This is a genomic window from Bacteroides caecicola (genome assembly GCF_023337095.1).
GTDB lineage: Bacteria > Bacteroidota > Bacteroidia > Bacteroidales > Bacteroidaceae > Phocaeicola > Phocaeicola gallinarum.
This window is the reverse complement of the sequence record NZ_JAMBLM010000004.1, coordinates 191603-214265: the sequence shown is the minus strand read 5'-3', so window position 1 is coordinate 214265 and position 22663 is coordinate 191603. Positions and strand designations below refer to the sequence as shown.

12 protein-coding genes are annotated in these 22663 nt (G+C 44.5%); 8 read left to right on the top strand and 4 right to left on the bottom strand.

Annotation, left to right across the window (positions count from 1 at the left end):
* Nucleotides 1-111 precede the first annotated feature (111 nt).
* Both M3085_RS05610 and M3085_RS05605 read right to left on the bottom strand, forming a co-directional pair.
* Nucleotides 112-630 carry a PH domain-containing protein gene (locus M3085_RS05610; protein WP_249052493.1) on the bottom strand — a complete coding sequence of 173 codons (519 nt, stop codon included), beginning with the start codon at nucleotides 628-630 and terminating at the stop codon, nucleotides 112-114.
* Nucleotides 631-890: 260 nt separating this feature from the next.
* Nucleotides 891-3218: a family 20 glycosylhydrolase gene (locus M3085_RS05605; RefSeq protein ID WP_178257176.1), complete on the bottom strand. Its 2328-nt coding sequence runs from the start codon at nucleotides 3216-3218 to the stop codon at nucleotides 891-893.
* A gap of 311 nt (nucleotides 3219-3529) precedes the next feature.
* Between M3085_RS05605 and M3085_RS05600 the strand changes: the two genes are divergently transcribed.
* From M3085_RS05600 to M3085_RS05585, 4 genes are all read left to right on the top strand, one after another.
* Nucleotides 3530-6748 (top strand): SusC/RagA family TonB-linked outer membrane protein, encoded by a 3219-nt coding sequence (locus M3085_RS05600; RefSeq protein ID WP_178257189.1) that lies wholly within the window; start codon nucleotides 3530-3532, stop codon nucleotides 6746-6748.
* A 16-nt stretch (nucleotides 6749-6764) separates the two neighbouring features.
* A complete protein-coding gene (locus M3085_RS05595) occupies nucleotides 6765-8600 on the top strand; it encodes a RagB/SusD family nutrient uptake outer membrane protein (RefSeq protein WP_249052492.1) in 1836 nt (611 codons plus the stop codon).
* 152 nt (nucleotides 8601-8752) lie between these two features.
* Nucleotides 8753-10333, top strand: a complete 1581-nt coding sequence (locus M3085_RS05590) for a sulfatase (RefSeq protein WP_178257174.1) — start codon at nucleotides 8753-8755, stop codon at nucleotides 10331-10333.
* 153 nt (nucleotides 10334-10486) lie between these two features.
* Complete coding sequence (locus tag M3085_RS05585; protein ID WP_249052491.1) at nucleotides 10487-13045, top strand: beta-mannosidase; 2559 nt, start codon at nucleotides 10487-10489, stop codon at nucleotides 13043-13045.
* A gap of 230 nt (nucleotides 13046-13275) precedes the next feature.
* Here the strand turns inward: M3085_RS05585 and M3085_RS05580 are convergent, their stop codons facing one another.
* Complete coding sequence (locus M3085_RS05580; protein ID WP_178257172.1) at nucleotides 13276-14112, bottom strand: S1 RNA-binding domain-containing protein; 837 nt, start codon at nucleotides 14110-14112, stop codon at nucleotides 13276-13278.
* Nucleotides 14113-14208: 96 nt separating this feature from the next.
* On the opposite strand from M3085_RS05580, the gene M3085_RS05575 reads away from it, so the two are divergent.
* Nucleotides 14209-15072 (top strand): endonuclease/exonuclease/phosphatase family protein, encoded by an 864-nt coding sequence (locus M3085_RS05575; RefSeq protein ID WP_178257171.1) that lies wholly within the window; start codon nucleotides 14209-14211, stop codon nucleotides 15070-15072.
* Between the two features lie 9 nt (nucleotides 15073-15081).
* Here the strand turns inward: M3085_RS05575 and M3085_RS05570 are convergent, their stop codons facing one another.
* Nucleotides 15082-15915: a helix-turn-helix domain-containing protein gene (locus M3085_RS05570; protein WP_249052490.1), complete on the bottom strand. Its 834-nt coding sequence runs from the start codon at nucleotides 15913-15915 to the stop codon at nucleotides 15082-15084.
* Between the two features lie 167 nt (nucleotides 15916-16082).
* Here M3085_RS05570 and M3085_RS05565 point away from each other — a divergent pair, with 167 nt between their 5' ends.
* From M3085_RS05565 to M3085_RS05555, 3 genes are all read left to right on the top strand, one after another.
* Complete coding sequence (locus M3085_RS05565) at nucleotides 16083-17369, top strand: cytidylate kinase family protein (protein WP_249052489.1); 1287 nt, start codon at nucleotides 16083-16085, stop codon at nucleotides 17367-17369.
* A gap of 689 nt (nucleotides 17370-18058) precedes the next feature.
* On the top strand, nucleotides 18059-19558 hold the full coding sequence (locus M3085_RS05560) for a hypothetical protein (protein ID WP_249052488.1): 1500 nt from the start codon (nucleotides 18059-18061) through the stop codon (nucleotides 19556-19558).
* A gap of 3 nt (nucleotides 19559-19561) precedes the next feature.
* Nucleotides 19562-22642, top strand: a complete 3081-nt coding sequence (locus M3085_RS05555) for a SusC/RagA family TonB-linked outer membrane protein (RefSeq protein WP_191709703.1) — start codon at nucleotides 19562-19564, stop codon at nucleotides 22640-22642.
* The last annotated feature ends 21 nt before the right edge of the window (nucleotides 22643-22663 follow it).

The following is a 22663-nucleotide window of genomic DNA, read 5'->3' as shown; positions in this document are numbered from 1 at the left end:
GGAAGAAACCTACAACTTAACGAATAAGATTGGTAAACGCTACCCATAAAAAAATCCCTCCCAAGCCGGACACTTGAAAGGGATAAAAAGTGCGTTAAAAATAATTGTCAATCAACGGCCGGTTCTGTTTCCGCAGTGCCTGCTCAAGACTTCGAGAAGCTGTCCGCAGTCATCACAACTCACCACGTAAGTCTGATTGTCGGTTTTAATCTCAACCATCTCGTTTCCATTCTTGACAAATGCCTTATAGTTTCCGCTGTCTCCGCTCCGGAACAGCCCGATATGACCGAAATAGCCGCTGATGCCCCACAAACGGATATCCCGCATCAGACTCTTTTTATATCTCACCTGCCGAATGTCGCTAAAGGGGAGCGTAATCTTCCCCACTTTCTTCTGTATAACGAGGCTGTTTTCCGTTAACCCGACATATTCTATTTGAGATACAAATCCGTGGAACATAGCTGCGATTATGATACACAGTGCTGTTACCGCCATCCAAAACTGCCATGACCCGACAGAAGATACCGGAATACGGAGAGCGATTACATAGATTGCATAAAGCAACACAACAGTTACAATGCAGGTTGACAATAACATTCCGCTTGAGAATGATGACTTAAACTTTTTCATAATCATCTGTTTTTCAGGGTTACACAATCACTTACCTTTTAAGGCTCATAGAGATATAGCGAAAAATGTATCGTATAGCGTCAACTAAACCTCCAAACAATCACCACGGTTACCTACAAAAGAAAATTAGCAAATTTTGTCGTAAATAGAAAGAGTTAACAGAACAAATTATCCGCATTAAAAAAAGAAGCCTGCCCTTGATATTGGTTTCATCAAAGGCAGGCCACTTGCTACTTTGGGTTATATCAAACTGATGTCAATCAGTTGATGGCAATTTCATCGAAGAACAAGAAAGATTTCTTACCAGCTCCCGAATGCCACTTCGGTAGTACCGGAGTATTTTTACCCACGATACGCACGTAGCGCGTGTTCGTTTTGTCAAAACTGATTTCTTCACGCTTCAACACGTTGTTTTTGCTGCCCTTCTCAAGAACAGGAATCGACTTAGAAGCAATCTTGCGGAAGTTTTTCCCGTCTTCGGAAGCATAAACTTCCAGTCCGGTCAACCCGAAGATGTAATCGCCCGGAACGAGGTACGTACCTATTGAAACCGAGGAGATGTCTTTCGGCTCTTGCAAATCGACTACCGCATCGAAGTTTTGTCCGTAGAAACCGATGTAACGTCCGGAACGATAGTTGTCGTCGCCTTCCAAACCATCGACCAGCAGAGTAGCTCCCTTATAAGTGAACGATGCGTCGGGTTCTGACTTCAGCGTAATCGGGCGCATGGTGGCCAAATTATATTTCAAGGTTACTTCTGCAACGTTACTTTCCCGTCCGTCACGGATAGCTATAGCTTTTATCGTAGTTGTTTTATCGACAGTAAACGGTTCGGTATATTGCTGCGAAGCCGCGGTAGGCTCCGAACCATCGAGCGTATAATAAACGGGAGCGTTATCGAACGTACTCAGTGTAACTTCGGCTGCACCGCCCTCTCCTTTCGGTGTTGCACTGATGGTAACCTCTTCGATGTCTTCTTTGTAATGGAAACCGTATAAGCTGTATAAATCCAACTGATGACGCAGACGTTTCAAGAATCCGTTCAGGTCTTTCTTTTCAGGATTGCTCCACTGCAATTCGCTCAGCGCGGCAATGCGCGGCATCATCTGCCATTCCATCTTCACGCTGTCTTTCGTCCACTCCGTCCAGATACATCCCTGCACACCGATGATGTTTTTCTTTTCTTCGGGTGTCAGTTTTTCCGATTCAGGCTCAAAATTGTATACGCGCTCCACGCTGCTGATACCGCGCAAGCGGTTATATCCCGGATTGCTGAAGTAAAGGTGACTGATGGGACACACGATGGTAGGATGTCCTAACTGAGCTGCCTTGACAGATGCCGGTACGCCCGTCCATGCCATCACGGTAGTAGTTTCAGGATTGGGGTTTCCTTCCAGTATCTCATCCCATGCCAACATCTTTTTGCCGCGCTTGGCGATTTCCTTCTCTACTTCGTTCATAAAATAAACCTGCAACTGGTTTTCTTTGCTGTGTTCTTTGGTGTCGCGCAAGCCAAGCTCTTTGATTTTCGCCTGACACTTGGGACATTTTTCCCATTCCGCTTTCGGACATTCGTCGCCACCTATATGTATATAAGGAGCATCGGGGAATATATCCATTATTTCATTAACCACATCTTTTGCAAATTGAAGCGTTTTTTCATTGCCTCCGCAAAGCACTTCTTTAAACACGCCAAACTTGGTAGCCGTTTCATACGGACCACCCGTACATCCCAATTCGGGATATGATGCCAAAGCAGCCAGCATGTGACCCGGCATGTCGATTTCGGGAATTACCGTAATGAAGCGTTCTGCCGCGTATGCCACGATTTCTTTCGCATCTTCCTGCGTATAGAATCCGCTTACCGGAACACCGTCGAACTTGCCTGAGCCCGGAGCCGTAATGGTTTCTTTACGGTAAGAACCTACCTCTGTCAGCTTAGGGTATTTCTTGATTTCGATACGCCATCCCTGATCTTCACTTAAATGCCAATGGAAGTAATTAATGTTATGTAAAGCCATAACATCTATCAGTTCTTTCAAGTATTCTTTCGGGAAAAAATGACGACAAACATCAATCATGAATCCACGATATCCGTAACGAGGAAAGTCTTTCACCGTTCCGGCAGGCAGCGCGCCGTCGGCTTTTCCTCCGGTAATGGGAAGTGCCTTATGTATGGTTTGAGCACCATAAAACACACCCGCTTCCGTAGAACCGTTCAAAGTAACGCGGTCGGCAGTAATATCCAGTACATAACCGTCTTTCTGAGCGATAGCCGGGTCAATACCTAACGCAATACAATTATTTCCGGCAGCTTCGGTAGTAGTTTTCACCTCCGCACCAGTCACATCTTTAATATATGTAGCCAGCAAGCGAGCGGTTCGTTCTAATTTTTCATTTCCTTCCGGATAACAAATTTTAGTTGAAGAGCGGATAACAAAAGGCGAAGCATCTGCAACTTCAGCAATTTCTTGAGGCTGCGGAATCACATTCAAATCGCCGGTCTGTACCTCTCTCGGCGAACATGCAGCCAGAGCCCCTGCCGCAAACAGACAGAATGCCCATGTCTTTACCTGAATCTTGGTCATAATGATAACTTTTTAAAATACTATTATGCAAAAATAATTATTTTCTTATAGTTTATTGGTTTAATTAATAATTTTTTGTATGTTTGTTGCATATTTGATTATTAAAAGACGAATGAGTGCCTGTTTTTTCTAAAAAAAGAGATATACATTATTACTAATATCCTGATAGCAGGAAATGTAAAGGGAAATTCATTTTAGTACCTAATACCAAATATTAAAAAAGTTTTATGAATCTGTGTGTGTTTAGTAAAGGCTTTTTCAAGCGGGTATCGCTTTGTGGAGCCGCAGTTTTATTGGCATGTCCACAACTGATGAATGCCGAAGAGGTAGCAGTTGGCAACGACGCAATGAAAGTTGTCCAACAAACCGTGGAGGTAAAAGGTGTGGTATATGATGCAACAGGAATGCCCGTTATCGGTGCGTCAGTAGTAGAAAAAGGAAATCCGACAAATGGAGTTATAACCGATCTTGACGGAAACTTCACGTTGAACATTCCTCAAAACGGCGTAATTGAAATTTCCTACATCGGATACGCCACCCAAGAAATCAAAGCTACGCCGGGAAAAATTCTCAACATCACATTAAAAGAAGATAACCAACTGCTGGACGAAGTAGTAGTAGTAGGTTACGGTGTACAGAAAAAAGTGAACCTGACGGGTTCGGTAGCTACCGTTGAAGGTGAGACACTGGAACAACGTCCGTTGGCAAACGCCACCCAAAGTTTGCAAGGTTTGGTTCCGGGTTTGTATGTTGACAACACCAATGCCGGACGTCCGGGTGCCACTTCTTCATTGCAGTTGCGTGGTCAAGGTAACCTATCGGGAACTGGTTCTCCGTATGTATTGGTCGACGGTGTGGAAATGGATTTGGCAGATGTAAACCCGAATGACATCGAAAACATCTCTGTACTGAAAGATGCTGCCGCTTCATCTATCTACGGTGCACGTGCGGCATACGGTGTGATTTTGGTTACAACCAAAAAAGGCAAAGAAGGTAAAGCCCGTGTAAGCTATCAGGCAACGTTAGGATGGAGTTCTCCGATGTCATTGCCGGAGATGGTTAATGCAGCTGATTTTGCCAGATATTTCGATGCAGGTCTCTACAACAATAATCAGACCACACAATACGGTGAAGAAAAAATCGCATTGTTAGAACAATACATGCGAGACCCAAGCAGCGTAGACCCGTGGATGAATCTAACTCCGGGACAAACATTGGTCAACACCTTTACCAACAGCCCTGACGGTATAGGAAACGTAAACTATTTCGATTTGCATTATAAAAATGCGGCATTTAAACAAAACCACAACGTCAGCGTCAGCGGCGGCGGTGAGAAAGCACAATATTATGTATCCGGCGGCATGTATAAAGAAGAGGGTTTATTACGTTATGCAGACATTGATTATAGACGTTTCAATTTTAATACAACCATCAATGCTCAGGTAACCGATTGGATGAAGCTAAAAGTGAACACCAAATACATGAACTCAAATAATGAAACACCGTTTGGTGACGGTGGGTTAAATGAGGGGTTCTATCATAACTTGGCACGTTTCCGTCCTACTACCAGCGTCATTGATCCAAACGGAAACTTCACTGAAGCCTCTATGATTCCCTATTTACAGAGTGGAACAAATACCGTTACAGAAAACAATAACTTGACAATGACCGGAGGCTTGGAATTTGAACCGATTAAGAACTGGCGTATTTTCGTAGATTATACTTACCGCTACAATACCCGTGATTATGAAGCCGTACAAATTGCTCCCTTGATACCCAGAGCCGACGGAGAAACATATGATGTGGGAACTCGCGGAGAATTAGGAGTAGTAGAAGGTGGAAAATATACCCGCTATGCCATGAATAACCAATATCAGTCGCTCAACATTTACACTAACTATAATTTCTCACTGGCTGACAAGCATAACTTTACTGTCATGATTGGTTATCAAGAGGAATATTATAAATACAGATATCTTTATAATCAAGTATTGGACTTGCAATATGCTTCCAATCCAAGTCTTGAAATGGCAGATGGTGACCTAACCGTACGTGACAACCGTTATGCGTGGGCTACTCGTGGCTATTTCGGACGTATCAATTACGATTTCAAAGATCGTTATCTCTTAGAATTCAATGCACGTTATGATGGTTCTTCCCGTTTCGCCAAAGGAAATCGTTGGGGATTCTTTCCTTCTGTTTCTTTAGGCTGGCGTATCAGTGAAGAAGCTTTTATGGAGAAAACACGCGATGTTTTATCTAACTTGAAACTACGTGTATCCTGGGGATTATTAGGTAACCAAACCGGAGCTGCTTATTATACATTCGCTTCCTCCATGGATCCGTCAGGTATTGGCAACTGGTATTTCAATGGTATACGTTCTGGATATTATCGTCCGGGCGATGTAATTGACTCCAACACAACATGGGAAAAAGTAGACCATAAAAACATTGGTATTGATTTTGGATTCTTTAACAATTCATTAACCGGTACGTTTGATATTTTCCAACGTGACACCCGCGATATGTTAGGTCCGTCAGCTCCTTTATCAGATATATTCGGTGCTGTAGCACCCGAAACCAACAATGCGGAAATGCGCAATCGCGGTTGGGAATTGACCTTGCAATGGAGAGGTAAAATCGGCAGTGATATTGATTACACTATCGGAGGTTCACTCTCTGACGCTACTGCCGAAATCACAGCATACGATGGCGGCTATACAGACCCCGCAGGAGATAACGAAAATAGCACAGGCTGGTATAAAGGTAAGAAAATGGGAGAAATTTGGGGATACCGGGCTTCTGGAATTATTCAAACCCAAGATGAAGCCGATGCTTATAATGCGGCATACGATTTAACCGACATTTCACCATTGGCATGGGAACCCGGCGATGTTAAATATATTGATTTAAATAATGATGGTTCTATTGACAAAGGTACTAATAGAGTTGGTGATATGGGAGATATGACTGTCATTGGTAATACAACTCCTCGTTATCAATATACCATTAACGGTTCTATCTCTTGGAAAGGACTCTCATTGAGTTTAATGTTTCAAGGCGTAGGAAAACGTGATTGGTGCCCGGATAAAGGAACTGCTTATTTTTGGGGTTCAGGAGCATTGGCACAAGTAAACGTATTTAAAGAACACATGGATTATTGGACAGAAGACAATCCAGGTGCTTACTACCCGAAGCCGTATATCGGTGCGGCCGGTGCACGTTTACAGAACCTGAGAGCCAAGACATCGGAAAGAAGTGACCGCTATATACAAAATGCTGCTTACTGCCGTTTGAAAAACTTAACCATCAGCTATGATTTACCTGAGAAATGGATTAGCAAAGTACATCTTACTAAAGCCCAAGTATTCTTCTCTGGCGAAAATTTGTTGACCTTCACCAAACTAAGCAACATCTTTGACCCTGAAGGTTTGTTTACATATAGTGGTTATGGCAGCTCTAATGATTATGCAGGTAAGAACTATCCGATGACGAGGGTATTCTCTTTCGGAGTTATTTTGAATATGTAATTTATAGGATATGATTATGAAAAAGATACATTTATTAATAAGTTCTGTTTTATGTTTGGGACTTGCTTCTTGCTTTGACATGAACCAAGAGCCTAAAGGAGAACTTTCAACATCTGAAGCTTTCTCTACAACCAATGAGATACAGATGTACTTAAATATGTTTTATCAAGGAAGCGTTCCGAGAAGCGGAGGCGGAACTGTAAATAACACAGCTATAAAAACACATCCAAGTAATGCAAGTAGCGGTCTTGCTTTCGGTGATGCGGCCAGTGACAACTTGCTGCCTAATGAATTCGATTCACGCTTATCCGGAAACACATCCATAGCAAATGCTGTGGAGATGACTGATTACAGTGCTATTCGTAATGTAAACTTCTTGTTACAGAATATCGGCAGATGTGAAGATCAAGAGTCTGACGCTTTTAAACAATGTTTAGGAGAAGCTTATTATTTCCGAGCAGCTTATTATTACCATTTATTGGTGAATTATGGAGGCGTAACATGGTTAGATACTCCTTTAGACCCTAATACCGAATTAATGGCACGCCCGCGCAATACCCGTACGGAGCTAACTAATTATATCCTTACTGATTTGGATTTGGCTATTGAGAATCTAAACGAACAAAGTTCTAATGCAACAGGACGTGTACACAGAGATGTAGCACGGGCTTTAAAAAGCGAAGTAGCCTTATTCGCCGCTACATGGGAAAAATATCATCGAGCTGAAAATGACAAATTCTATGATACGACATTGACTAACGCAGAAGAACAGATAACAGACTGGTTGAATCAAGCTGTAAAGGCTGCAGAAGAGGTTATGCAACGTGATGTTTGGCAAATTCACAATACAGGTGATCCTTTGACTGACTATCGTGATTTGTTTATCACACTTGACCTAACCGGAAACCAAGAGGTACTTTGGTGGAAACAATACAATGCTGCTGCAAATATAGGTCATAACGTAACATATTACTCTTGTTATGGAGGCGGAAACAAGGGAGTTTCTGCATCATTGGTAGATGACTATTTGAAAAGAAACGGTGAATTATTTGAAGGTGCTGAAAAGTTGAACGCCAAGCGTACGTATGGTGTAGAATTATCTCCAACCTTGCGCGATCCTCGTTTATCCCAAACTGTTTTTACCCCCGGACAACAAATCAGAAGTGAAAACGGCGGAGCCTATTTTGAATGGCCGCCATTAGACCGTACAGATTACCACCAAAACACCACGGGATATTCTTTGTTAAAATATGAAGAATTCAACACCACCCTTGAAGCTTCTTATAATGAAGAAGGGCGAGGACAAGCTCCTGCCATTCAATTCCGTTATGCTGACATTTTATTGAATTATGCAGAAGCTTTGGCTGAATTAGATGGTGCCGCAAACGCACAGCGTATCATTAATGCCTTGCATCCCTTACGCCAGCGTGTAGACATGCCAGATGTAGATTTTGATAGAGAATATAACACAGATGCAGATTATCCGTTCCATAATTTGGATAAATACATTCAAGCAGTACGCCGTGAACGCCGTGTGGAAAAAGCAGCTGAGAATGCACGCTTGACAGATATTTTACGTTGGGCTGCAGCTGATGAATTAATTGTAGGCAAATATCCATTAGGTGCACTTTACACAGGTACTAATTTAGAAACTGAATTTTCAGACAAATTAACGCCGGGTGACGGTTTTTGGTTAAATTCTGAAGGTTACATTATTTCTGCTAACCCGGCAAGTTATCCTAATGGATGGCAGTTTAATGTAAACCGTGACTACTTGTTGCCTATCCGAGAAGAGATGTTAGGTCCGGATGGTCTGACCAGCGGACAATGGGAACAAAACCCCGGCTGGTAATCTTTTTATAACTTAATATAAAATGCACGGAGGTCGGATGTAACGTCCGATTCTCCGCGCATTTTCTTTTTATTTCCATAACAAAAACGTATCTTTGTCAATATTACGTTTCCCTGCATGGCAAATTTACTATTTAAACTTTTACATATTCTATGAAACAACTGACTTCCGCATTCCTTTACCCACTGACGGGAATGGCTGCACTTGCTTCATTGGCTTCATGTACCGAAGAAAAGGAGGCAGCAAAACAATACAACATTGTGTATATCATGACTGATGACCATACGGCTCAGATGATGAGTTGTTACGGTAATCATCTTATCGAAACGCCAAACCTCGATCGCATTGCCAATGATGGGGTTATTTTCACCAACAGCTTTGTTGCCAACTCACTGAGTGGTCCCAGCCGCGCTTGTATGCTGACGGGTAAACACAGTCATGCCAACGGCTTTACAGATAATACCACCTGCGTATTCGACGGTTCGCAACAAACGATGCCCAAGCTCCTGCAACAGGCAGGTTATCAGACGGCTCTTATCGGAAAATGGCATTTGATTAGTCTGCCTACCGGATTCGACCATTGGGAAATTGTACCGGAACAGGGCGATTATTATAATCCGGACTTTATTAACATGGATAATGATACGATACGGAAAGAGGGATATATCACCAATCTGATAACCGATATGAGTATCGACTGGATGGAGAACCAGCGCGACAAGAATAAACCGTTCTGTATTTTCATCCATCACAAGGCTATCCACCGCAACTGGTTGCCGGAACTGAAATACCTGTCTCTGTACGAAGACAAGACTTTCCCCCTACCCGACAATTTCTACGACGATTACGAGGGACGCCCGGCTGCAGCGGCTCAAGAGATGAATATCCTGAAAGATATGGATATCATTTATGACAACAAGATGGACCGCGCCGATAAGGAAACTCCTTTGAAAGAACGTTATGAAAGTTACGTGGGACGTTTGAGTCCGGAAGACCGCAAAGTTTACGATGCGTTTTACGAACCGATTATCGAAGATTTCTATAAAAAGAACCCGAAGGGAAAAGAATTGGCAGAATGGAAGTACCAACGCTATATGCGCGATTACTCGAAAGTTGTAAAATCATTAGATGACAATGTGGGGCGCGTACTCGATTATCTGAAAGAAAAAGGCTTACTGGATAATACGCTGGTGGTTTATACATCCGATCAGGGTTTCTATATGGGCGAACATGGCTGGTTCGACAAGCGATTCATGTACGAAGAGTCTATGCATACGCCGCTAATCATGCACTTGCCGAAAGACTTCAAAGCGAAGGGAGAAATTCCGCAGATGGTACAAAATATCGACTATGCACCTACGTTCCTCGATTTGGCAGGCGCACCGATTCCGGAAGATATTCAGGGGGTATCGTTGCTGCCTCTGCTGAAAGGAGAGAAACCTGCCGACTGGCGGAAATCTTTGTACTACCATTTCTATGAGTTCCCTGCCGAACACATGGTAAAACGTCATTACGGTGTGCGCACCGAACGGTATAAGCTGATTCATTTCTATAACGACATTGATGAATGGGAATTGTACGACCTTCAAGAAGACCCGACTGAAATGCACAACTTATACGGCAAACCCGGTTACGAAAAGATAACGGAAGACCTGAAAGCCGAATTAGTGAAACTTCAAACGCAATATCAAGACCCGATTGAAGAAAAACTGAAACAGCAACAGAAGAACTAATTCATTCTGTTTCGCTTCTTAACTAAATCCGATAATAAGGAAGCGTATCCGATACGCTACAACTGATGTCTTTTGACGCGGATTACACTATGCAACACGGTTTCCGTGAAGTTCCGTGTAATCCGCGTCTTATTTATATACCATGAAAACATTATGAAACGTAACCTTCTTCTTATAATGCTTTGCTATGCTACTCTTTTGTTCGGGCAATCGGAACTACAACCCGAAATCATAAAACTTGATACGTGCTGGAGTTTTGCAAAATCGGGAAGCAACGATTGGCTGTCTGCCACCGTTCCGGGTACGATACATCAAGACTTGTTACACCATAACCTGCTGCCCGACCCTTTTTACGGAACGAATGAACAGAAAATACAGTGGGTTGAGAACGAAGATTGGGAATATAAAACCTGTTTCTCACTCAGTGAAGACCAAATGAAACGACAGGCTGCACGCCTTGTCTTCGAAGGACTTGACACGTATGCCGATGTGTATTTGAACGGTGCGCGAATCCTTGCTGCCGACAATATGTTCAAGGGATATGCCGTTGAGGTGAAAGACATGTTGCGCTGCGGCGAAAATCACTTGCGGGTGGTTTTCCGTTCACCGATTAAAGAGACTCTTCCGCAATGGGAAACCAATGGTTTCGAGTATCCGGCAGACAATGACCATGCAGACAAAAAGGTCAGCATCTTCAGCCGGAAAGCTCCTTACAGTTTCGGCTGGGACTGGGGGATACGGATGGCGACCTGCGGCATCTGGCGACCTGTCACGCTGCAACTGTACAATGTGGCGCGCATTGACGATTATTATGTGAAACAACTGTCGCTTACCGACGAGAAAGCGTGCCTGTCTAACCAAGTGGAAATTTATAATGTGACCGGCGAAACGATACCGGCAGAAATAGACATCGACTGTTCTCTGTCGGGCGCGACTGAAAACGCCGCGAAACAGCAAGTTACGTTGCAACCGGGATACAACTCGGTGAATATTCCTCTCGACATCCGCAACCCGAAGCGTTGGATGCCTAACGGATGGGGCTCTCCCATTCTTTACGACTTCACAGTCAGAGTAAGCTATCAGAATGAAATCCTTGCCGAAAAACATCATCGCATCGGGCTGCGTACCATCCGCGTGGTAGCTGAAAAAGACAGCGCGGGCGAATCTTTCTATTTTGAAGTCAACGGGATTCCGATGTTTGCCAAAGGCGCAAACTATATCCCGTCCGATGCTTTGCTGCCTAACGTAACAGCAGAGCGTTACCAAACGTTGTTCCGCGACGTGAAAGAGGCAAACATGAACATGATACGTGTATGGGGAGGCGGAGTATATGAGAATGATTACTTCTACGATTTGGCAGACGAAAACGGCATTTTGGTTTGGCAGGATTTTATGTTTGCCTGTACACCTTATCCGGCAGACCCGCCTTTCTTAAAGAAAGTGGCGGAAGAAGCTGAATATAACATCCGCCGCCTGCGTAATCATGCGTGTCTGGCTATGTGGTGTGGCAACAACGAAATCGAAGAAGGCATCAAGTACTGGGGATGGCAGAAACGGTTTGATGCGGATGTCTACAAGCGTTTCGGGGCAGACTACCGGAAACTGTTCCATGAACTTTTACCTGCCCAAGTAGCGAAATTCGATGAAGGGCGGTTTTACATGCACACGTCGCCTTACTTCGCCAACTGGGGACGGCCCGAATCATGGAGCGTACGCGACAGTCACAACTGGGGAACTTGGTATGGCAGAAAGCCGTTTGAGTCGGCAGACGAAGAACGAAGCCGTTTCGTCAGCGAGTATGGTTTCCAGTCTTTTCCCGAAATGAAAACCATCCGTACGTTTGCTTCTCCTTCCGACTACCGGATTGATTCGGAAGTGATGACGGCACATCAGAAAAGTACGGTAGGCAACGACCTGATAGCCGAAAGCATGGAGCGTTATTTCAAAGTGCCTCAACGTTTTGAGGATTTTGTTTACATCGGATTGGTTTTACAGGGTCAGGGTATGCGCCGCAGCATGGAAGCGCATCGCCGCCAACGTCCGTACTGCATGGGTACGCTTTATTGGCAGCTAAACGATAGCTGGCCGGTAGTATCTTGGTCGAGCATCGACTATTACGGCAACTGGAAGGCGCTTCACTATCAAGCCAAGCGCGCTTTTGCACCGGTACTCATCAGCACGTTAGTAAAAAACGACAGTTTGCGGGTACATCTGATATCCGACCTTCTCGACAATCTTCAGGGGCTGACGCTCGACATGCGTCTGACCGACTTTTCGGGCAAGGTATGGAAAAAGGAAAGCCGTAAAGTGGATTTACTGGCTAATTCTTCGCACGAAGTTTTCGGCAGCACAACTGCTTACTGGAAATCCGCAAAAGACTTAACCGAATGTTATTTGCTGATAACCCTGAAAAACAGCAGGAAGCAGCCGGTAGCCCAAAGCGTATGCTACTTTGTTCCGACCAAAGACCTGAAACTGCCGGAAACGAAAATCCGCCGGAAAGTAAAGTATTCAGATGGCAGTTATACGATAACGCTTTCTTCCCCCAAGCTGGCGAAAGATGTATTCATCGAGATACCCGTACAAGGCGCACGTTTCAGCGATAACTTCTTCGACCTCCTTCCGGGAGAAAAACGTGTGATAACCATCGAGTCACCCCGCTTTACGGGAGACGAGGAAATCGCTGTCCGGCACATCCGCGATACGTACTAAAAACTCAGCTAAACATACTAATAACCAACAAAATAAAAGGCAGTAAGGAGTCACCCTACTGCCTTTTTCTATATCGGTAAACCGGTGCTCACTTGCCAAGACCGATGGACGCATTATTTCTACCGCTTGCGTTACCCCGTGCTACCGCTTGCGTTTGACAAAACATGCGGTAATGTAAGAGAAAACATGCGGTAGCGTTTTTCCACGTTTGCAGCCCGCTTCCCGGATGCTTACGCCAAGCGGATTCCGTCAGCTTCCAACACAATCAACCGCTTCTTATACAAGTCTCCGACTGCCTTCTTAAACGTCTTTTTACTTACCCCGAAAGTCTGGTAAATAACCTCGGCATCGGTTTTATCGTTCATGGTGGTATGTCCCCCCTGCTCCTTGATATAGCGCAACAGCACTTGGGCAAAATCATCCACCTTGCGCATTCCGCTCTGCTGAAGCTCAAGGTCTATCTTTCCGTCCTCGCGCACCTGCTTGATGTATGCCTTCATCTGCATCCCCATCCCTATCGGCTGAAATATTTCGCTGTGGAACAACATTCCGCTGTACTCATTGTCAACGATAACCTTATATCCCAAATCCGTCCGTTGCCATACCAGTATATCCACCTCTTCGCCCGGCTCGTATTCCGGTTTTTCTTTCGACAGATATCTCTCTATTTTCGCAGAAGCCACGATGCGGTAACTTTCAGTATCCAAGTGAACATGCACGATGTATTTCCGTCCCTTCTCCATCTTTGTCTTCTGTTCACGGAAAGGAACAAAGAGATCTTTCATCAATCCCCAGTTCAGGAATGCGCCAAATTGGTTCACCCATGCTACTTCCAGACAAGCAAAATCGCCTACCTGTGCGTATGGTTCTTGGGTGGTTGCCACCAAGCGTTCGTCCATATCCAAATAAATAAAGACATTCAGCATGTCTCCCGGCTTACATCCTTCGGGGACGTATCGTTTCGGCAACAGGATTTCACCGTCTTCTCCTCCATCTAAATACAGTCCGAAATCAACCTCCTTCACTATTTCCAGTTGATTATATTTTCCTAATCGTATATGACTCATTGCTTTTAATTTTTCGTAAAGATAAAAAGTTTTTTTCAACCCACAAATATAAGTCTTAACTTTGCGCTGAAAACAAACCCTAATCAAATAAACCGTATGAAAAAACAAATTTTCGCATTTGCAGCCGGCGCCGCTCTTTTGGGCTTGGCTTCCTGCACTCAACAGCCCCAAACTACGCAAGTACGCTGGGCTACTTTCAACATCCGTTATGACAATCCCGCAGACAGCCTGAACAACTGGCAGTACCGCAAAGATACCGTAGCCGGATTCATCAAGGCACAAAACCTCGACATCGTAGGTATGCAGGAAGTGCTGCATAACCAGTTGGAAGACCTGAAAGCCCGTTTACCCGAATACGCCGAAGTGGGTGTAGGCAGAGAAGATGGAAAGACAAAGGGAGAATATGCACCGCTGTTTTTCAAGAAAGACCGTTTCGAGGTTCTCGACAGCAATACATTCTGGCTTTCGCAATATCCTGACAGCGTAGGTTTCATCGGATGGGACGGAGCTTGTACACGCATTGCTACATGGGCTAAACTGAAAGAGCGTGAAACGGGAAAAATCTTCATGGCTGTCAATACGCATTTCGACCATGTAGGCGTAGAGGCACGTACGAAAGGAGCTTTGCTGATTATTGAGAAAATCAAAGAAATTGTAGGCGACCGCCCTGCCGTGTTGACGGGCGACTTCAACGTATCCGACGAATGGGATGCTTATAAAACCATCACCACCAACGAGTTTGTAATGAAGGATGCCTTCAAGATTGCAGAAAAGAAAGAAGGAGTAGACTATACATTCCATGACTTCGGCCGTATCCCTGCCGACTCGTGCGAGAAGATTGATTACATCTTTGTTACTCCGCAAATCAAAGTAACCGATGCCTTTATTCCGCAGGAGCCGCAAGGAGAAACGGGTTTTGTATCCGACCATAACCCGCATGTGGCTACACTGGAATTTTAAGCGGTAATCTTATTCTGTTTTCCGCAAACGGAATTTAAGAGGAGACACTCCTGTTTTCTTTAAAAAGAACTTACCGAAAGCCGACTGGTCAGAAAATCCTAACCGGTCGGCTATTTCTTTTATATCCAAGTCTGTACATCCAAGCAAGCGTCGCGCCTCTGCGCAAAGAATCTCCGACACATGGAAGTAAACCGTACGCCCGGTGACACGCTTCACGATACGCGACAGATAGGTTGTAGAAATATTCAGTTTTCCGGCATAAAACGAGATGTGGTGATGGGTACGGTAATGTTCTACCAACAGCTTCTTGAAATTACGGAAAACTTCCCCCGAACGACGCACGGAAACAGACGTATGTTCGCTGTCTTGATGCAAGATATTTGCCACCTGCAACAGTAAAAAGCTACACAAGTGTCTGCCAATTCCTTCACGATTCAGGCAATAGCTATCCGGACAACCGGCAAGGAACAAATCCAACGTTTGCTTCAAATAGGCATATCCGGCAGAATCCAAACGAAGAACCGGCAATGTATAACTGCCAAGAAAACGAACCAGTTGATTATACATCGGCTGACCATCGGGCAAAGTATCGAAATAAGCCGGCTCTATGTAAACACAAATCATTGAAAAACCGGTATCGGCCGTATCAAATGCCACCGTAATGCTTGGAGTCAGTATAAGCAAATCATATTTTTCTAACGCATATTTCCGGTAACTATCTTCCACAAGAGCTGTACCGTTTGTAACCAAAACAAAATAGAACCCTTCAGACAAAACCATCCGCTTTCCGTCTGATGAATCCGAATCTACCACACAGCTATACACGCTTTGTTGTTCTTTCAAACCGTTTATGTATTCCAAAAAAGAGAAATCCACGTTATCCGACCATTTATCCGCACAAAGGTAAACTATGTTTCGCTTTTAACCAAGATTGGTTTCTTTTTTATAACCGCTAAACGCCAAAATAACACAAACTTTGCAGCGCAATTCAAATTATAATAAAACCGATTATGAGTAAATTTACATCAAGACGCTACCTGCTGTTTCTTATATCCCTCTTTGTAAATGCCTTTGGCATTGCATTCATAACCAAAGCTCTGTTAGGAACCTCACCCATCACCAGCGTCACATACGTGTTAAGTATGTTTACACCTATGACGATGGGGCAATGGACCATCATTCTCAACATACTTTTCATTATCTTTGAAATCCCTTTCATGACGCGGGAGGTTTTCAGACAAGACCGACGGCTCTACCTGCTTCAAATTCCTATTTCGCTGTGCTTTGGTACATTCATCGATTGCTCCATGCGTATGCTTCACGCTTTAAATCCTATTACGTATGTATCTCAAATAGTAACGTTGGTATTCGGATGTGTCATCCTTGCCGTAGGCATTGCCTTAGAAGTAAAGGCAAACGTGGCTATGATGTCGGGCGAATACTTTGTACGTGTCATCTCTTTGCGTCTTAAAAAAGAATTCGGTTACGTAAAATTAGGTTTCGATATTACATTGGTTATCGTGGCGTGCCTGCTTTCTTTACTGTTTATGTCGGGTATATACGGAGTAAGAGAGGGAACGGTGATTGCCGCACTGGTTGTCGGTCCTATCGTACACTTTGTCAGTCCGTATTACCACTTCCTCGACCAATGGATCACTGCCCCTGCCGGGAAGGAAACCGCCGCAGCAAAAGCCCCCGAACATACGGTTATCACCATCGCGCGAGAGTATGGCAGCGGAGGACATCTGCTGGGTGAACTGTTATCAAAGGAATTGGGCATAAAGCTTTACGACAAAGAACTTATCCGGCTGGCTGCACAAAAAAGCGGTATCGACGAAACATATATTACCGCCAACGAACAGTCTATCCCTTCTTATTGGTTAAAATGCATGGTTTCGCAAAACAGCGAATCTCCTTTAGAGCGCAGCTTGTCGACCGATGATGTATTATTCGTTGCCGAAAGCAAAATCATCGAAGAAATCGCCCGAAAGGAGTCGTGCATCATCGTAGGAAGATGTGCGGACTTCATCCTGAAAGACTATCCTCATGCCATCAAGGTGTTTTGTTATTCAGACTTTGAAAACGCATACAAACGCTGCGTCAACGAATACGGAATCAAAAAGGAGGAGGCCGAGGCTATCATCAGGCGGACCAACCGGAACCGTATCACTCATTACGAATATTATACGGGTATGAAGTGGGGCGAGCCTCATCATTACAACTTAATGATTAACACAGGAAGCATAGGACTGCATACGGCTTGCGAGCTGATAAAAGCCGTTTACAGCAGGCAGTAAATTTCGCGGACTTACACTCTCACTTTTTTATCGGACTCTTGACGTGATTAAAACCTGATTAATCCGCCAAGAGTTTTTTATTTGATATTCCCACACCGTTAATCGGTCTGTTTCTCCAGCCCCGCTACCCCATCAAACTCTACGGCCTATTTTTTATTTCATGCGCTTGTTTCAAGATTATAAGGCTTTTCCAAGAGCCTGAAAACGCTAACGGTAAAACCAATCGGTCTTTCGGGTAGAATTGGTTAACTCATCCGCATGGAATGACTGACACTAACGGTTGCGTTTTCGGGGGGTATCCGCCGGAAAAATATCGTCTTGCAGTTTATCGTCCAAACAGGCCTGTAAGGATAAAGTTCTTTTACCTCATCCGATGAAATTTTTTATTCATCAGACTGCTTTTTTTTGCTTTTTCCAACGAACAAAACAGCTTCTTGTTTGTTACTTAACAAGCGAGATATTTCCAAAAAAGATTAAGGAAGTACAAAAAACAGTAAACATAACAAACATTGTTTCACCTTAAAAACTGAATAAACGTATGGAAAAAAGTACCTGCACGACAGTTTGGGTATGAAATCACAAACTAAGACAGTAAGGTTTTATTCACCCGACCTAAACAACAAAACTATTTATTTTTTGTGGAAAACACAGTTCATTCCACAAGTCTATACTTGAAAAAATCACAATCAATGAAAAGAATCATACATTTATTAGGAAGTTTTTGTGTGCTTTTGGCTGTGGTTGCTTGCTCTGACGACATCGCAGAAGAAGTATATCGGCAAGAGAAGCCCCAAGCAGAAGACAAAACTTCATCCCTGACCATTCATCTTGAAAATGCAGAAGAGCAAGAAGACTTGATTCTTGCCGCTTTATCTGAAAGTCCGTTCAACGAGCAGGGCGTGAGCAAAGAAATCGGTGAAGCAGATTTCTTGTTATCGCAGCCGGTGAAAGGAAGTCAAGTGGTATTCGACGACCTGATGGATTTTTATAAGAAAACACTCTACTTCAACGTTTATCAGAAAACGGAAGCAGGTTACAAGCCGAAAACCCACCTCGGTAATCAGTTGCAGTACGAAGTAGTGACAGGCAATATCGAAAAAACGATCGACTTGGCAGCTCCGCCTCAAGAAGTCATACGGAAAACATCGATAGCTGTTACCGTGGCTCCGGAATACAGTGGCAAAGACCTGTATCTGGTGAAAGAATCAAGCCGCAGCCACTTTGAGACGTCGCTGAAAGGTGGACAAAAACCGCAGGAAGACCTCTATGTGGCTGCTGCAATGGCAGAAAACAATGCCGCTTCTTTCGTTATCGACTCACCGAAGTCCACCGAAACCTATTGGATTTATTTATCGCAACCGGAAGAAGGTCTGCCCTTCCTGAAGAAAAGTAAGGAAATAGGATACGATACGGAAGAAAATGTTTCACTCACATTCGATAAGGAAGTAAAAAAACAAATCAAAGTTACTGCCATATATCTGATGGGGGAAGAAGGTTCGCAAACAGAAGAACCGTTCAACGAAAAAGAAATCTACCTGATAAACAAAACCGACTGGGAAACTGTGAAGCAGCACGTGGAAAACACTCACGGTAACCCCGAAAAAGGCACGTATGTAGAAAAGAAGAATACCTCGAAAGATGGCGTGGTAACTTTCGAACTGTTTTGTACCGAAGCCCAACAAGAGTATGTTATCTATGCGCCGAAATGGAATACGGAATACTATGACAATTATAAGATAGCTGAAAACGTAACGGTTACTCCGGAAAGCGACATCGTTACGGTAGAAATGAAATATCCGTTTATTCCTCCTACCAGCGAAGGTAGCGGAGGCATTAACAAGACGGTAACTTTCACGGTATCGGTGGCTTCATTGCCGGCAGGATTCATGGCGACCGGAACAAAAGCACATATAGTGAAAGATGCTTCAAAAATAAAAGAAGCAGCAACCGCCGCTATGAACAACCAACCCTTCGAAGGACTGACCTCTTCCAATGAAATGCTTTCCGGTCCGGGATCGATAACATTTGATGCTGAAATCAATACAGGTCAACGATTTGCCGTTTTCATATTAGGTCTCTACTACTGGAGTGGAAGTTACATCGCGAAAGAAATAGATGCTTCTGCAATAAGCGGTAACACCTATACCATAGAATTAAACGAAAACGATGAACCCCAATATCTCTTCTAAACTATGAAAAATTACATAAACAGAATAAGCATGTTGCTGTTTGCCCTGCTTTGTTACTCCGGAGCGGCAATGGCGCAAAATGTAACAATAACCGGACGGGTAGTAGACCAAACCGATACGCCGATTATGATGGCTAATGTACTCGAAGCGGGAACTACGAACGGAACGGCTACCGACATGGACGGAAACTATCAAATATCCGTACCCGTAGGTGCTACACTGGAGTTTTCTTTTATCGGATATACTCCTGAAAAACGGAAGATAGAAGCAGGCATGAGCGTACTCGACATCGTGTTACAGGAAGATACGCAGGTGCTCGACGCGGTGGTGGTTACCGCATTGGGCATCAAACGTCAGGAAAAAGCCTTGTCGTACAACGCCCAGAGTGTGAAATCAGACGAACTGACGCGCGTAAAGGATGCAAACCTTATCAACAGCCTGAGCGGAAAAATAGCCGGCGTGACGATTCAAACCAGCTCTTCGGGCGTGGGTGGTGCAGCAAAGGTGGTAATGCGCGGAACGAAATCCATCGAAGGAAACAACAATGCGCTTTATGTTATCGACGGTATCCCGATGTATAACGCACAGGGCGAACAGGGTACGGGACGTTATGCTTCACGCGGAACAACGGAAGGCATTGCCGACCTGAACCCGGATGACATCGAGTCGATGACTGTGCTTACGGGTGCTTCTGCCGCTGCGCTTTACGGTTCGTCGGCTGCCAACGGAGCCATCTTGATTACTACCAAGAAGGGAAAAGAAGGCAGACTGGAAGCTACTTTCACATCGGCAGCCGAATTTGCCGACGCTTTTGTAATGCCCGAATTCCAAAACACATACGGAAGCAGGCCGAACGATGCCGTAAGTTGGGGAGACAAGCAGGCTTCTACGGGTTACCATCCTTCCGATTTCTTTAAAACTTCGGCTACTTATACCAACTCTGTCACACTTTCAATAGGTAATGAAAAGAATCAGACATACGTTTCGTTGGCTGCTACAAATGCCAACGGATTAATCCCGAACAACCGATACGACCGTTATAACCTCACTGTCCGCAATTCAAGCATGGCGTTAAAAGACCGCCTGCGCGTAGACCTCGGTGCGCAGTATATCATTCAGCGCGACCAGAACATGGTGAATCAGGGAGAATATATGAATCCGCTGGTGAGTGCATATCTTTATCCGCGCGGATTGGACTGGAATGATGCCAAATATTTCGAACAATGGGACGAAGACCGCGGCATTCTTACCGCAAGTCCTTTCCCCGAAGGAGATTATACGATGCAGAATCCGTACTGGACGGCTTACCGCAACATCCGTACTTCGGAACGCAAACGTTTCATCGTGTCGCTGGGCATGTCGTATCTCATCAAAGAATGGTCGAACTCTGAGAAGTGGGACATCGGCGTACGTTACCGCATAGACCGGACTGCACAAGAGTATAAAGACAAACGCTTTGTAGGTACGGTTGCTACCCTCATGGACGGAGGTACCAAGAACGGATTCTTCGGAATGAATACCGGATATGACATGCAGAATTATGTGGATGTCTTAACCAATCTGAATAAAAACATTGGCGAGGATTGGGGATTGGCTGTAAATCTCGGTGCGAGTCTCACTGACCAGCGGAACGATATGCTTTTCAATCAGGGACCGCTGCGCGACGACGGACTGCCCAACGTATTTAATGTGCAGAACATTGCACAGGGTGCTAAAAAAGCACAGTTCTATCAAGAAGGATGGAGAGAGCAAACGCAATCTATCTTTGGTAGTGTGGAAGTAAACTGGAAACGCTTGATTTACCTCACCGTTACGGGACGAAACGACTGGGCTTCGCAATTAGCCGGTTCAAATCACAAATCGTTTTTCTATCCTTCTGTGGGATTATCGGGGATATTGACCGACATGCTTTCATCGGAACTGAGAGACAAAATGTATAACTCGCTCTCGTTTGCCAAACTGCGACTGGCATACGCGCAAGTTGCTTCGCCTTTCCAACGCGGACTGACCATGCAGATGAATACTTTCAGCCAGAGCGACAAGAAATGGGTGAAGGAAGGATTTTATCCGCTGAAAGATTTGAAACCGGAACGTACCAACTCGTTTGAAGTGGGACTTTCAACCAAGTGGTTACGCAATATCATAAGCCTTGATGTGACTTATTATAAAACCAATACGAAGAACCAAACTATCCGGGCAGCTATGTCGGCATCATCAGGTTACAATTACACGTATGTACAAACGGGTAATGTGGAAAACCGTGGTGTAGAATTGGGCTTGGGAGCTACGGTAGACCTCTCGAAGAATTTCACATGGGATACGTATTTCACTTACGGATATAACAAGAATGAAATCAAAGAGCTGGTTAAAAACGTACGCAATCCGCAGAACCCCGAAGAGCCGTTGTTTAACAAAGACGAACTGCTGAAAGAGAGTTTCGGAAATGCGCAAATCATCTTGCGTCCGGGCGGAACATTGGGAGACATCTATGCCAAAACGGATTTTGTAAGAGACGTACACGGAAACATTGATGTATCGCAAGACCTGAAGCCGCGTAACGAATACCTCAAACTGGGTAGTCTGCTTCCGGATGCTACAATGGGCTGGAGAAACGATTTCCGCTTCAAACAGTTCAGCTTCGGATTTATGCTGTCGGCTCGCTTGGGCGGTATTGTGGTATCGGGCACACAGGCTGCGCTTGATTATTCGGGCGTATCAAAGGCTACTGCGGATGCACGCGACGCGGGAGGCATTACCGTGGCAGAGGGCATCGTGATACCGGCACAGAAATATTACCAGCTTCAGGGACGTCCGAAGGATTACTTGGCGCAATATTATACTTACAGTGCAACAAACGTGCGTCTGCGCGAAGCATATATCTCGTACAACATTCCGCGCAAATGGCTGGGCAATGTACTCGACCTGACTGTTTCGCTCACAGGGAAAAACCTCTGGATGCTGTATAACAAAGCTCCGTTCGACCCCGAAGCGGTATCGTCAACGGGTAACTACGCACAGGGCATTGATTACTTCATGATGCCGTCGTTGCGCAGTTTCGGATTCAGCGTAAAAGCCAAATTCTAAATCTAAAAAAAGAAAAATCAG

Bases quoted from the DNA above. Each gene is read 5' to 3' on its own strand.
- M3085_RS05610 (WP_249052493.1), bottom strand. From the start codon at position 630: ATGAAAAAGTTTAAGTCATCATTCTCAAGCGGAATGTTATTGTCAACC.
- M3085_RS05605 (WP_178257176.1), bottom strand. From the start codon at position 3,218: ATGACCAAGATTCAGGTAAAGACATGGGCATTCTGTCTGTTTGCGGCA.
- M3085_RS05600 (WP_178257189.1), top strand. From the start codon at position 3,530: ATGAATGCCGAAGAGGTAGCAGTTGGCAACGACGCAATGAAAGTTGTC.
- M3085_RS05595 (WP_249052492.1), top strand. From the start codon at position 6,765: ATGAAAAAGATACATTTATTAATAAGTTCTGTTTTATGTTTGGGACTT.
- M3085_RS05590 (WP_178257174.1), top strand. From the start codon at position 8,753: ATGAAACAACTGACTTCCGCATTCCTTTACCCACTGACGGGAATGGCT.
- M3085_RS05585 (WP_249052491.1), top strand. From the start codon at position 10,487: ATGAAACGTAACCTTCTTCTTATAATGCTTTGCTATGCTACTCTTTTG.
- M3085_RS05580 (WP_178257172.1), bottom strand. From the start codon at position 14,112: ATGAGTCATATACGATTAGGAAAATATAATCAACTGGAAATAGTGAAG.
- M3085_RS05575 (WP_178257171.1), top strand. From the start codon at position 14,209: ATGAAAAAACAAATTTTCGCATTTGCAGCCGGCGCCGCTCTTTTGGGC.
- M3085_RS05565 (WP_249052489.1), top strand. From the start codon at position 16,083: ATGAGTAAATTTACATCAAGACGCTACCTGCTGTTTCTTATATCCCTC.
- M3085_RS05560 (WP_249052488.1), top strand. From the start codon at position 18,059: ATGAAAAGAATCATACATTTATTAGGAAGTTTTTGTGTGCTTTTGGCT.
- M3085_RS05555 (WP_191709703.1), top strand. From the start codon at position 19,562: ATGAAAAATTACATAAACAGAATAAGCATGTTGCTGTTTGCCCTGCTT.